General features: G+C 73.6%; 10 protein-coding genes. 3 read left to right on the top strand and 7 right to left on the bottom strand.

Annotated elements, in window-relative coordinates:
* Positions 1-135: 135 nt before the first annotated feature.
* The 3 genes from glgX to ACQPZZ_RS09730 all read right to left on the bottom strand — a co-directional run bounded on the left by glgX (position 136) and on the right by ACQPZZ_RS09730 (position 3,901).
* Positions 136-2,289 carry a glycogen debranching protein GlgX gene (gene glgX / locus ACQPZZ_RS09740; RefSeq protein WP_432930899.1) on the bottom strand — a complete coding sequence of 718 codons (2,154 nt, stop codon included), beginning with the start codon at positions 2,287-2,289 and terminating at the stop codon, positions 136-138.
* A 347-nt stretch (positions 2,290-2,636) separates the two neighbouring features.
* Positions 2,637-3,413 carry an MBL fold metallo-hydrolase gene (locus ACQPZZ_RS09735; RefSeq protein WP_432930897.1) on the bottom strand — a complete coding sequence of 259 codons (777 nt, stop codon included), beginning with the start codon at positions 3,411-3,413 and terminating at the stop codon, positions 2,637-2,639.
* 116 nt (positions 3,414-3,529) lie between these two features.
* Positions 3,530-3,901: a winged helix-turn-helix transcriptional regulator gene (locus ACQPZZ_RS09730; RefSeq protein ID WP_432930895.1), complete on the bottom strand. Its 372-nt coding sequence runs from the start codon at positions 3,899-3,901 to the stop codon at positions 3,530-3,532.
* Positions 3,902-3,977: 76 nt separating this feature from the next.
* Here ACQPZZ_RS09730 and ACQPZZ_RS09725 point away from each other — a divergent pair, with 76 nt between their 5' ends.
* Positions 3,978-4,838 carry an SDR family oxidoreductase gene (locus ACQPZZ_RS09725; RefSeq protein WP_432930894.1) on the top strand — a complete coding sequence of 287 codons (861 nt, stop codon included), beginning with the start codon at positions 3,978-3,980 and terminating at the stop codon, positions 4,836-4,838.
* A gap of 145 nt (positions 4,839-4,983) precedes the next feature.
* Positions 4,984-5,589 (top strand): hypothetical protein, encoded by a 606-nt coding sequence (locus ACQPZZ_RS09720; protein WP_432930892.1) that lies wholly within the window; start codon positions 4,984-4,986, stop codon positions 5,587-5,589.
* Between the two features lie 3 nt (positions 5,590-5,592).
* On the opposite strand, the gene ACQPZZ_RS09715 is transcribed toward ACQPZZ_RS09720, so the two are convergent.
* The 3 genes from ACQPZZ_RS09715 to ACQPZZ_RS09705 all read right to left on the bottom strand — a co-directional run bounded on the left by ACQPZZ_RS09715 (position 5,593) and on the right by ACQPZZ_RS09705 (position 10,993).
* Positions 5,593-8,889 (bottom strand): BTAD domain-containing putative transcriptional regulator, encoded by a 3,297-nt coding sequence (locus tag ACQPZZ_RS09715; RefSeq protein ID WP_432930890.1) that lies wholly within the window; start codon positions 8,887-8,889, stop codon positions 5,593-5,595.
* Positions 8,890-8,965: 76 nt separating this feature from the next.
* Complete coding sequence (locus tag ACQPZZ_RS09710; protein ID WP_432930888.1) at positions 8,966-10,285, bottom strand: sensor histidine kinase; 1,320 nt, start codon at positions 10,283-10,285, stop codon at positions 8,966-8,968.
* A 24-nt stretch (positions 10,286-10,309) separates the two neighbouring features.
* Entirely contained in the window at positions 10,310-10,993 is a 684-nt protein-coding gene (locus ACQPZZ_RS09705; RefSeq protein WP_432930886.1) for a response regulator transcription factor, read from the bottom strand.
* A gap of 157 nt (positions 10,994-11,150) precedes the next feature.
* On the opposite strand from ACQPZZ_RS09705, the gene ACQPZZ_RS09700 reads away from it, so the two are divergent.
* A complete protein-coding gene (locus ACQPZZ_RS09700) occupies positions 11,151-11,780 on the top strand; it encodes a hypothetical protein (RefSeq protein ID WP_363644548.1) in 630 nt (209 codons plus the stop codon).
* A gap of 140 nt (positions 11,781-11,920) precedes the next feature.
* On the opposite strand, the gene ACQPZZ_RS09695 is transcribed toward ACQPZZ_RS09700, so the two are convergent.
* Positions 11,921-12,637: a DUF305 domain-containing protein gene (locus tag ACQPZZ_RS09695; RefSeq protein ID WP_432930884.1), complete on the bottom strand. Its 717-nt coding sequence runs from the start codon at positions 12,635-12,637 to the stop codon at positions 11,921-11,923.
* Between the last annotated feature and the right edge of the window lie 250 nt (positions 12,638-12,887).

The following is a 12,887-nucleotide window of genomic DNA, read 5'->3' as shown; positions in this document are numbered from 1 at the left end:
ACCGTGACGGCCGGCAGGGGCGCCGGGCTGGAACCCCTCTTGCCCGGTGCCCGGCGGGCTAACACCCGAAGAGCACTTTATTGCGACATAACCGCTGGTCAGCCCAACTGTTGGTCCACGGGGCCGGCGTACGGCTCACACGCGCCGCAGCACCCGCACCGAGCGGCCGTTCACGGGAACGGCCTCGCCGGCCCGGCACACGCGTGACTCGCTCAGCACCGGCATCGCCGTGTCCAGCTCGGTCGCCCACAACTCGCCGTAGTCGTCGGGGATCGTGAACTTGATGACCTCGTGGTGGGCGTTGAACAGCAGCAGGAACGAGTCGTCGCTGATCCGCCGGCCGCGCCGGTCGGGCTCGGTGATGGCGTCGCCGTTCAGGAACACCGCGAGCGCCTTGGCGTAGCCGTTCGTCCAGTCGGCGTCGGTCATCTCCGTGCCGGACGGCGTGAGCCAGGCGATGTCGCTCAGCTGGTCGTGCGATCCGCGTACGGGACGGCCGTAGAAGAAGCGGCGGCGGCGGAAGACCGGGTGGTCGCGGCGCAGCCGGGCGACGCGCCGGGTGAACTCGAGCAGCTGGCGCTTCTCCCGCGTCCCCGCGTCGTCCTTGGCACCGGAGTCCCTGGCGCCGGCCTCCAGGATCGCGCCCCAGTCGACCCAGCTGATCTCGTTGTCCTGGCAGTAGGAGTTGTTGTTGCCCTGCTGGGTGCGGCCGATCTCGTCGCCGTGCGACAGCATCGGCACGCCCTGCGACAGGAACAGCGTGGCCAGGAAGTTGCGCTTCTGCCGCTCGCGGAGCTGGGCGACCGGCCCGGTGGCCGGGCCCTCCACCCCGCAGTTCCAGGAGCGGTTGTCGTCCGCGCCGTCGCGGTTGTCCTCGCCGTTGGCCTCGTTGTGCTTGCCGTTGTACGACACCAGGTCCTGCAGCGTGAAGCCGTCGTGGCAGGTGACGAAGTTGATCGACGCGGCGGGGCGGCGGCTGTCGTCCTGATAGAGGTCGCTCGACCCGGTCAGGCGGCTGGCGAACTCCGGCAGCGCGGCGGGCTCGCCCCGCCACAGGTCGCGGATGGTGTCGCGGTAGCGGCCGTTCCACTCGGTCCAGCGGGCCGGGAAGTTGCCGACCTGGTAGCCGCCGGGGCCGACGTCCCACGGCTCCGCGATGAGCTTGACCTGCGACAGCACCGGGTCCTGCTGGACGAGGTCGAAGAACGCGCTCAGCCGGTCGACCTCGTGCAGCTCACGGGCGAGCGAGGCCGCGAGGTCGAAGCGGAAGCCGTCCACGTGCATGTCGCGCACCCAGTAGCGCAGCGAGTCCATGATCAGCTGGAGTGCGTGCGGGCTGCGCATCAGCAGGCTGTTGCCGGTGCCGGTGGTGTCCATGTAATACCGCCGGTCGTCCTCGACCAGCCGGTAGTAGTTGGCGTTGTCGATGCCCCGCATGGACAGCGTCGGGCCCAGGTGGTTGCCCTCCGAGGTGTGGTTGTAGACGACGTCGAGGATCACCTCGATGCCCGCCTCGTGCAGGGCCTTCACCATCGCCTTGAACTCCAGCACCTGCCCGCCGCGCTGCCCGGAGCTGGAGTAGGCGTTGTGCGGTGCGAAGAAGCCGATCGTGTTGTAGCCCCAGTAGTTGGACAGCCCCCGCTTCTCCAGCATGTGGTCGGTCACGAACTGGTGGACCGGCATGAGCTCGATCGCGGTGACGCCGAGCGACAGCAGATGATCGATGATCTCGGGGTGCCCCAGGGCGGCGTACGTGCCCCGGATCCGCTCGGGGATCTTCGGGTGGCTGATCGTCAGGCCGCGCACGTGGGCCTCGTAGATCACCGTGTCGTGGTACGGCGTGGCCGGCGGCCGGTCGTGCCCCCACCCGAAGAACGGGTTGACGACGATCGACCTCGGCACGTACGGCGCCGAGTCGCTGTCGTCCCGGCTGTCCGGCTCCCCGAAGCGGTAGCCGTACACCGCCTGGTCCCACTGCACCGAGCCCTCCACCGCCTTGGCGTACGGATCGAGCAGCAGCTTGTTGGGGTTGCAGCGCAGGCCCTCGGCGGGCGAGTAGGGCCCGTGGACGCGGTAGCCGTACCGCTGGCCCGGCCCCACCCCCGGCAGGTAGCAGTGCCAGACGAAGCCGTCCACCTCGCTCAGCGGGACGCGCTCCTCGTTGCCGTCGTCGTCGAACAGGCACAGCTCGACGCGCTCGGCCACCTCCGAGAAGAGCGCGAAGTTCGTGCCCGCGCCGTCGTACGTCGCTCCGAGCGGATAGGAATCCCCCGGCCAGATCTCCCTCATCGGACCTCCTCGCCCTCCGGCTCGGCGGTCATGCCGGGAAGGTCCCGGAGCCCACCGGCTCTATGGTCGCGCTCGCTCGCGGTCCGTCCCCTCGCGGAGACCCCGTCTGCGAGATCATGGTGCTGGATGTCGTTCACAAGACATCGTGCCTGCCCAGAAAAGGCTCCGACAGTCTCGCCACGTTAACTGCGTGTATGGCAACGGGGTGGACCGGCCATCGGCGGGCAAAGCACCCGTGACCTGGCCGGACTCGCCGGGCGCGGCCACGGGACGGCCGCCCGGCCGGATCGTGGCCGCGTCACCGTCCGTCATCGGCGCGCGTCACCGGCGAGGGTCATCGGCAGCGGTCACCGGCAAGGGCCCCCGGCGGGCGTCACCGGCGGGGCGGGCGGCGCCCCGGCGAGGCCGCGTACGGCGTCGATCACCCCGGCGACGCGGTCACCGGTCGCGGTGGGCCCGTGGGCCGAGGCGATCGCGATGATCTCCATGGCGGCGATCCGGTCGACGTGGCGGCCGAAAATCCGTGGGTCGAGCCAGTGGTGCCAGGGGCTGAGCGCGGCGGCGAAGGCGCGCACGGCCTCCAGGTGGTCGTCCGGGGGGAGCTCCCCGGCGTCCGCGGTCGCGGCCCGCGCCTCGGCGCCGAAGCAGTCGGCCGCCCAGTAGACGCCGCTGCGGTCGTCGTACAGCCCGCGGGTCGCCGGCGCGTCGTAGAACGGGGGCCGCACCGCGGTCAGCCGCCGGTCGCCCGCGTCGAACGACTCGTCGTCGGCGATCCATCGCGTACGGCCCGGCGGCGGCGCGAAGCCGCGACCCGGGCGCACGGGCGCCCCCGTGACCAGCGTCGCGGCCGGGCACATCTCCAGCGCGATCTCCAGGTTGCCCGCGTGGTCGGGGTCGTCGTGACTCAGGAAGATCCACCGCACGTCCCGCGGCTCCACGACCGAGAAGACGTCCTCGACCCAGCGCTCGCGGTTCCCGGCGGCGCCGGTGTCCACGATCACCGGCTCGCGCCCGGTGATGACCATCGAGTTGGTGTGCGCGTAACCCGCCGCGGCGGGTTCGATCACCGGGACCAGCACCGCGTCGGGCGCGATCCGCCAGGGACCTGTCAGCTGTGTGTCCATGCCCCCAGGCTCGGCGGGCGGTCTTGTTCCGAACTTGGCGCGGGCTTGCCCGGGTCACCGTCGCGAGCGTCACCGTCCCGCGTGGTCACCGTCCCTTATGGTCACGTCCCGCGTGGTCACCGTCCCTCGTGGCGCTCCCGTGCGGCGACGACCTCGGGCATGCGCTCCTCCGTCCAGGCGAGGAGGGGAAGCAGGCGCTCGGCGGCCTCCCGGCCGAGGGGCGTGAGGCTGTATTCGACCCTGGGAGGGATCGTGTGCTCGGCCTCCCGCAGCACCATGCCGTCGCGTTCGAGTGCCTGGAGGGTCTGGGACAGCATCTTCTCGCTGACCCCGTCCACCCGGCGGCGCAGCGCGTTGAAGCGGTAGGACCCCTCGTACAGGGCCGCCAGCGCCAGGATCGCCCACCGGCCGGTGATCGTCTCCAGCACCGTGCGCGAGGTGCACCTGCGCGAGAAGACGTCGGCGACGAGGTCCTCGAACTCCTCCATGGTCGTCAGCTTACGCTCCCGTAGTACTTTCTGATAGAAAGCACTAACTAAAGGAAAGTGCTGCGGAGGAGAAACCATGATTGTCGTGACCGGAGCCACCGGGCACCTCGGCCGGCTGGTCGTCGAGGAGCTCGCCGCGCGCGTGCCCGCCTCGCGGATCGTCGCGGCGGTGCGCAGCCCGCAGAAGGCGGCCGACCTGGCCGAGCGGGGCATCGAGGTGCGCGAGGCCGACTACGACCGTCCCGCCACGCTGGGGCCGGCCTTCGAGGGAGCGACCAGGGTCCTGCTCATCTCCGGCAGCGAGCCGGGCCGGCGCGTCGACCAGCACAAGGCCGTGGTGGACGCCGCCCGGGCCGCGGGCGTCGAACTGCTCGCCTACACGAGCATCCCGCACGCCGAGACCACCCCGCTGGGCCTCGCGCCCGACCACAAGGCGACCGAGGAGCACATCCGCGCGAGCGGGCTGCCCTTCGCCTTCCTGCGCAACGGCTGGTATCACGAGAACTACGTCGCGGCGGCCCGGCAGGGCGCGCGGAGCGGTGTCATCGCGGGCAGCGTCCGCGACGGCCGCGTCGCCTCGGCGGCCCGCGCCGACTTCGCCGCCGCCGCGGCGGCCGTCCTGACCACTGAGGGACGCCAGGGCGCGGTGTACGAGCTGACGGGCGACGTCGCCTGGACCATGCCCGAGCTGGCCGCCGTGGTCTCCGAGCTGGCCGGCACACCGGTCGAGTATCGGGACCTGCCCGTCGCGGAGTACGCCAAGGCGCTGGAGGCGAGCGGCATGCCCGCACCGGTCGCGGCCCTGTTCGCGCAGGTCGACGCCGGCATCGCGGACGGCTGGCTCGGCGACACCCCCGGCGACCTGTCCCGTCTCATCGGCCGGCCGACCACGCCGCTGCGCGACACCCTCGCGGAAGCCCTGAAGAACGGCGAGTGACCGGCGGCGGCCGGGGACCCGCACGGCCCCGGCCGCCCACCGCCGTCGCCGTGCCGGGCAAGCGGTTCGCAAGTCATGTCGGCCCGCTGCAAGCGGCCGGTCGTACACCTGAGGCGTTCACCCCGTCCAGGAAAGGACCAGTCCGATGGGCCGCGCCTCCCGTTCCCTCCTCGGCCTCGCCACCACTGTCGTCACCGCTGCCGGCGCCGCGGCCATCGCCCTCTCGGCCGGCGTCTCCCCCGCCGCCGCGGCCACCTGCGACCCCGCCCTCGTGGCCCCCTCCGGCAGCCTGGTCGGCGACCTGTGGCGGTCCAACGGCGGCGGGAACAGCGTGTACGGCTGCCCCATCACCAAGGAGTACGGCTTCGCCGGCAAGCGCGGTTCCTACCAGGAGTTCCGCAACGGCAAGATCGTGTGGTCGCCCAACCTCGGTGGAGGCGCCCTCGTCCGCGCCTACTACGCGCAGGGCAAGGCCGTGTTCCGCTGGAGCGGCCTCGGCCGTGACTGGGACTTCTTCAACGTCCGCTGGAGCATGGACGGCGGTCCCGCCACCCAGGTGAAGGTCGGCAGGCTGACCCCGTGGAGCGGCGCCTACTCCATCGACCCCTACTGCGGGAACGGCGTCTGCAGCACCACCAACGGCCACGCGGTCGGCCGGATCGCCTTCGTCGTCCAGGGCTGCGATCGCGGCACCTTCGGCTCCGACTGCGGCCCGTGGAGCATCGCCACCTCCGTCAGGCTCGCCCACTGACCGTCACACGCGGGTCTGCAGGGCCAGGATCGGCTTCTCGTACAGGGTGGCCCCCGAGCGGCGGACGAGGGCGAGCGCGTCCCGCAGGTGACGCCGCGCGGTCTCGCGGTCGTCGCGGGCGAGCGCCAGGCGGGCCAGGCACAGGTCGGTCACCGCCCAGCCGAGCAGGCGGCCCCGGTGTGGCAGGAGCAGCTCGCGCAGCGCGGACGCCGCGGCCGTGTCGCGCAACGCCAGGCATGCCTCGCTCAGCAGGTCGGGAATGAACCGGTAGGCGAAATCGCCCCGCATCCCGGCGAAGTCGTCGCGAGCCAGACCGGCGAAGACCTCCAGGGCCTCCTCCCTCCTGCCGAGGTCGAGCAGGGCCGCGCAGCGCAGCACCCGCCATCCCGGCTGGCCCGGCCGGCGCGCCAGCGCCTCCTCCGCCAGTGTCAGCGCCGCCGCCGCGTCACCCCGCATTCGCGCCGCGAGGCAGCGGAACACGCCGGCCCGGCTCTCGGCGTGGTCGCGGCCGAGCGCGCCCTCCGGATGGAGCCGGGCCGACTCCTCCGCCTCCTCCAGGGCGCGGCCGGGGTCACCGCGAAGGTAGGCGTGGATCGCCGACAGCCAGGCGCTGAGACTGAGCAGGGCGGGCTGCCGGATCCTGCGCGCGGTGTCCGACAGCCAGGTCAGCAGCCGGTACGCCCGCTCCAGCTCGCCCTGTTTGACCAGCTCGACGTGTTCGGCCTCGCGGGCCAGCCATTCGGCCACCAGGTCCCCGCTCCTGCGGGCCACCTCGGCCATCTCGTCGATGGCCGCCTGCCGCTCGGCCTGCCCGGCGACCCCGCGCGAAAGGATCTCGTACGCGCTCAGCGCGCGCAGCAGCGACCCGTCGTCGCCCCGCAGGCGGGCCTCCCGTACGGCCTCGGCCGCGAGCGCGACGCTCTCCTCTACCGGCCGGGTGAAACAGCCCGTGATGGCGAAGGCCGCCAGGAGCTGGGACCGCCACGGCGAGCCCTCCTCCTGGCTCCGCAGCGCCCGCTCGATCCGCCCGGTCAGCGCGCTGCCCGCGGCCCATTCCTCGTACATCGCCCACGACAGCGGATCGGAGAACCCGAGCGCGGCGCGGGCCAGCCGGTCGTCGTCCCCGAGAGCGTCGGCGATCTCGGCCGCCTCCTCCAGCGAGGCGTGGACCTGCGTGCTCATCCCGGCCGCCGACTGCGCCTCGGCGAGGCCGAGCAGCAGGTCGCATCGCAGCGCCCGGCTCCCGGTCGCGGCGGGCACCGGAAGCTGACCCGTGAGGGCGACGGCGTGCCGCAGGTGCTCGACGGCGTCCTCGTAGGCGAACTGGGCCATGGCGTGGGCGGCCGCCTGCCGGGCGTACTCGATCGCCTTGGCCGCCATGCCGGAGATGACCAGCCCCTCGCGGTAGTGGTGCGCCAGCTCCGCCAGGTGCGTGCCGCGCCGTTCGAGCACGGCCGCGATGGCGGCGTGCAGGCGGCGCCTGCGCAGCGGGGCGAGGCCGTCGCGCAGCACGTCGCGGACGATGTCGTGGGCGAACCGGTAGACGAGGTCGTGCTCGGTGAGCAGGCGCGCCCGGACGGCCGCGTCGAGCACGTCGAGCACCTCGTCGCGCGGCACGTCCATCACGTCGTGCACCACGTCGAGCAGGACGTCCAGCGGCGCGTCGCGGCCCAGCAGCGCCGCCGCCGACAGGACGCCGGGCGCGCCGGGCGGCATCGCCGCCATCCTGCCGCGCAGCACGTCGGCGACCGCGGCCGGCGCCTCGCCGCCGTCCAGGTGGACGAGTTCGCCAAGGAAGAAGGGGTTGCCGCCGGTCCGTCTCGCCACCTCGGCCGCCCGCGCGGCGTCCCCGCCCGACCGCCGCAGATACTCGGCGATGGCGTCCTCGCCGAGGCCGCCCAGTGTGATCCGCTCGACCTGCGGCAGCCGTACGAGCGTGGCGAGCGTTCGGGACAGCGGCCCGCCGACCTCCGTGTCGCGGTACGTCGCGATCACGGTCAGCCCGGGGCACGCTCGCGTGGTGGCGAGGAACTCCAGCAGGCGCAGGGACGAGGCGTCGGCCCACTGAAGGTCGTCGAGAACGACGAGCACTCTGCCCTGCGCCGCGGCGTGCTCCGCCACCAGGCGGGCGAACGCCTCATACAGCGCGAACTCCCCGGTCGCGCCGAGCACCTCGGCCAGTTCGCCGTGCCGTCCGGTCAGCTGCCGCGCGGCCTGGGCCCAGGGCCAGAACGGCGGCGCACCCGTGCCGTCCCAGCAGCGGCCGAAGACCGCCACCGGCGCGTGCGCCGCGGCGTCCTCCGCCAGGCTGGTCTTGCCGATGCCCGGCTCGCCCGCCACGAGCACGATCCGCGTGCCGTCCGCGGCGACGGCGCGGCGCAGCACGCGTGATTCGGCGGACCGCCCGATGAGCGCGCCCTCCTGCCGTCCGGCGCCGCCCGTGTCCGTCCCGGCACCGGTCACGGGGGTCGCGGCCGCGGAAGCCACGGTCATGGGGGCCATGGTCTCGGGGGCGCGGGGAGCTGCGGGCGGGGGCCTCAGCGAGGGGTCCTGTTCCAGGATCCGCCGCTCCAGCTCCCGGGAGCCCGGGTCGGGGTCCAGGCCCAGCTCGCCGATGAGCAGCCGGCGGCCCTCGGCGAGCAGGGCGAGCGCGTCCGCCTGACGACCGGCCTGGTAGAGGGCGTGCGCGCCGAGCCGGCGCAGCCGCTCACGCAGGGGATGCGCCGTCACGAGCCTTGTCAGCTCGGGCACCAGCGCCCGCCCCGCCCCGAGCGCGAGCTCGGCCTGGGCCACGTCCTCGATGACCGAAAGCCTGAGCTCCGTAAGGTGGGCGATCTCGTCGCGCGCCCAGGGCTCGTCCTCGAACCCCGCCAGCGGCTCGCCCCGCCATTCGGCCAGGGCGAAGCGGAGCCTCTCGGCGGCTCCCGCGTGGTCGCCCGCCTCGAGCAGCCGCCTGCCCGCCGCGACGGCGGCCTCGGCGCGGCCCAGGTCCACGCTTTCGGGCGGCAGCTCGATCGCGTACCCGCCCGGCCTGCTCACCAGCACCGACGCCCTCGCCCTGCGCACCCGGCCGGGTTCGAGCACGCGCCGCAGCTTCGACACGTACGCCTGGACCGTGTTGACCGCCCCCGGCGGCGGCTCCTGCTCCCAGAGCGCGTCCACGATCCTGGCCATGCTCACGGGACGCGGCGCCGCCAGCACGCACAGAGCCAGGACCGCCCGTTGCTGGGACGGGCCGACGTCCAGCGGCGTCCCTCCGTCGTCGAGCACGACGACCGGGCCGAGCACGCGGAACTCCAACGCGATCTCCTCCGATTGCGGTCCCCCGAATGTATCCCGCCCCGGTAGGCATTTTCGGACGATCTACGACAAAGGGTCAGTGACGGGACCCGCGGGCGCGCCTCAGCAGACCGCGACGCGGGCTCGCGGCCCGGCCGTCGGTGCGCAGCCACACGTTGACGCCGGTCCCTCCGAGCGCCGACGGCTCGACGCGCACCCCGCCGCCCGTCGACTCGGCCAGGCGCCGGGCGATGTCGAGGCCGAGCCCGGTGGAGCCGGCCCCGCTGTTGCCCCGCCGCAGCGCCTTCTCCGGATCGGGGATGCCCGGGCCCGCGTCCGCGACGAGGATGCCCACCATGCCGCTCCCCCGGTGCAGGGTGACGCGGAAGGCCGTGCCCTGCGGCGTGTGACGGAAGACGTTGCCGAGCAGCGCGTCGACCGCCGCGCCGAGATCGGCCGCGGCGACCGGCACCGGACTGGGCTCGTCCGCGCCGACGAGCTGCCACGGCCGCGCCTGGTCCTCGGCCAGCGCCGACCAGAAGGCGAGCCGTTCCCGCAGCACGAGCGCGGCGTCGCAGCGTGCCGGTGCGGGCCGGGACGGCCTCCGGGCGGCCTCGATGATCTCGTCCACAGCCTGTTCGAGCCGGTCGATGGCGAGCCTGCGCTGCTCGGCCTCGGGACCGGTGCCGCCGAGGTTGAGCCGCAGCGCGGTCAGCGGGGTGCGCAGCCGGTGCGACAGGTCGGCGGCGAGTTCGCGCTCGGCCGCGAGCAGTGCCGCCACCTGGTCGGCCATCGTGTTGAACGCGCGTCCCGCGGCCACCAGCTCGGGCGGGCCGTCCGGGACGATGCGCACCGTGAGGTCTCCCGCCCCGAGTGCCGCCGCCGCCTGCCCGAGGCGGCGGGCCGCCCGGACCACCCGGGCCCCGAGCCGGTCGGCCACCACCACCGACCCCACCACGAGGGTGACCGCGACGCCGGTCAGCACGGCCCAGGAGGTGGACACGCCCTTCCTCGCGTCGGCCTCGGGCGCGTACACCTCGATGACGGCCCGCCGCCCGCCGCCCAGCGCGACCGGCCTGAGCAGCACGTATCCCTTGCCGACCGGAACGGTCCTGGCGCTCTCGGCCGCGCTCGCGACGTCGGCGGGCGCGACCCGGGACCGGCCCACCGAACGCCCGCCGGGAAAGTGGACGGCCAGGCGCGAGGCTCCCGCCGGGGTGCTGGCCAGCGCGCGCTCCAGCGCGGCCGCGTCGTCGGTCACCACGAGGGCGGGCACGATCGTGGCGGCCTGGCGTTCGGCGTCCGCGAGCGCGCGGCTCTCGGCGATCTCCTTCACCGCCACGGCCAGCGGGATGAGGAAGGCCAGCGCGACCATCGCCGTCACGGCCACCGCGACCAGGGCCAGGCTCCGTCTCACCGCCGCTCCCGTCCGGCCCCGGACTCAGTCCCCGGCAGGGGGACTGAGGCGCACGCCGACACCCCGCACGGTGTGCAGATATCGGGGGTGGGATGCGCTCTCGCCGAGCTTGCGCCGCAGCCAGGACAGGTGGACGTCGATCGTCTGGTCGTCCCCGTACGACTGCCGCCACACCTCGGCCAGCAGCTCCCTGCGGGAGATCACCCGATCGGGACGGGCGGCGAGGTAGGCCAGCAGGTCGAACTCCCTGCGGGTGAGGTCGAGGGGCGCTCCGTCCAGGCGGGCCTCCCTGCGGTCGGCGTCGACGACCAGGCCGCCGACCCTCGCGACCGACGAGGGCGCCCCGGGCCTGGCCCGGCGCAGCACGGCCTCAAGGCGGGCGTTGAGGTGGTCGCCGGAGAAGGGCTTGACCAGATAGTCGTCCGCGCCGCCGCGCAGCAGGCGGACGATCTCCGCCTCGTCGTCCCGCGCGGTCGCCACGATGACCGGTACGTCGGAGATCGCCCGGAGCATCTTCAGCGCCTCCGCGCCGTCGAGATCGGGCAGCCCCAGGTCGAGGACGACCACGTCGGGAGCGGCGTGGGCGATTTCCCGCAGGGCGTCGAGCGCGCGGCCCGCGCTGCGGACCGCGTGGCTGCGCCCGGTCAGGTCACGGATGATCGCGGACCGGACGAACTCGTCGTCCTCAACCACCAGAACGGTCGCCATGGGGAAGAAACGTACACTCCCGCCTGGTACGGCGTCCCGGGAAGAGCGACCCGAAACACGGGGATTCGCGGCGATTTAAGGCAGGCAAAAATCCATAAGAGGTGTCCGAAAAAGGACCGGGCGACCTTTACAGATCGCGAGATAGAGTGAGCGGCCCATGAGAAGGGCCGCAGGTTACTTGGTCGCCTGGTGCGGGGCCACCGCGCTCGCCGTCGGTGTGTCCTGGCTCGGCGTGCGCGACGTGCTGCGCAGCGCGATCCTGGACGAGGCGCCTCTCGCCCCGGTGGTCGCCGTCGCCGCGCCCCTGTCCACCTCCCCCGACGCCCCCGCCCCGCCGGCCACCCCGGACGGCGAGGCCTCCGGCGGCCCGTCCGGGAAGCCGTCCGGAAAACCGTCCCCCTCAGACGCGACGCCCGGCCATCCGTCGCCCTCCCGGGCCCGGGCCACCGTCACGCCGCCGCGGACCGCGCGGACCTTCCCGGAACCGCGCCCGCCCCGCTCCACTCGGCCGGCGGAATCGATGGAGCCCTCGCTCACCACCCGGCCGCGCGAGGCCGCGGGCGGGGAGAGCCTGCACACGTTCACGCTGAAGGGCGGCAGGGCGACGATCGCGGTGACCTCCGGGGACTGCCGAGTGGTGACGGCGACCCCGAACGACGGCTACGAGGTCAAGGTCTGGGAGACCGACCAGTGGCTGCGGGTCGCCTTCCTCCGGGACGCCCATGAGTCGTCCGCGTTCTGCACGTGGAACGCCCTGCCGCCCAGGCTCGACACGTACGAGAACTGAGCGGGCCGGGTCCGCAAAGTCCGGCGGGCCCGCTCCGGGAGCGGCTCGGTCCGGGAGCGGCTCAGCTGAGGAGAGCTCGGCCCGGGAGCCGCTCGGTCCGGAAGCGGCAACGGCCCAGGAGTGGGCACAGCCCAGGAGCGCTAATCCAGGAGGGCGCGGTACTTCTTCAGCTCCTTGACCTCGGCGCTCAGAGAGGTGGCGGTGGCGACGGCCAGCGCCTTGGCTCCCGGGAACGCGCCTTCCGCCTGCTCGGTCCGGGCGAGCTTGATCGCGCCGTTGTCGTGCTCGATCATCAGCGTCACGTACTTCCGGTCGAAGCGCGGGCCGTTCAGCTTGGCGAGCGCCTCGATCTCGTCCCGGGTCTGCGTGCCCGGCATCGCGTGGTCGCGCGGCAGCGGCTCGGCGCCCCACAGGCCGAGCCAGCCCTGGAAGGTGCGTATGTCGGCGTCCCGGGCCGTGGCGACCTTCGCCGCGAGCTGACCGACCCACGGGTCACCCGCCCGCGTCTGCGCGAGCCTGGCCATCTCCAGCGCCTGGAGGTGGTGCGGGATCATCTGCCGGGCGAACGCCACGTCGGCGGCGTTGGCCCCGCCGGCCGGCTGCGCCGCGCCGGTCCCGCCCGGGGTGGGAGTGAGCGCGGCGTCCGGGGTCTGCCCGGCGTCGGGGGTCGTGGCGGCGCCGGGAGTGAGCGCCGCACCGGGGGTGGGCGCGGCCTCGGGGGTGGTGGGGGGCGGGGCCTCGGCCGATACCGCGGGTGCGGGCGATGCGGCCTCGCCCGCCGGGTCCGGCGCGCCGCATCCGGCGAGCAGGGCCGCCGCAAGCACGCCCGTTAACGCGCCCGTCACACGAGCCGTCACGACGGGGAGCCGGCGCATACTGGTCGTCACAGGAGGGCCTTTCCGGTTCTGGCTCGGGGACGGACTCGAGGGCCCGATGCCGGGCGCGATCGGATCCGTCCGGGATCCCTTCGCCGCAGGACCCTACCGCCGGGGAGGCGTTCCGGCCGCCCCCACATGGCATTTCGGCACATTTACGGTGATTATCGGACAAGCTGGGCATCTCACGTCAAAATCCCCATTCCCTTCCATCGACCACCCCCGTGCTCTA

Origin of the sequence: Microbispora sp. CA-135349, assembly GCF_050947365.1 — a bacterium.
In the GTDB taxonomy this organism is placed as follows: Bacteria; Actinomycetota; Actinomycetes; order Streptosporangiales; family Streptosporangiaceae; genus Microbispora.
This window is presented reverse-complemented; position numbering and strand designations above follow the sequence as displayed.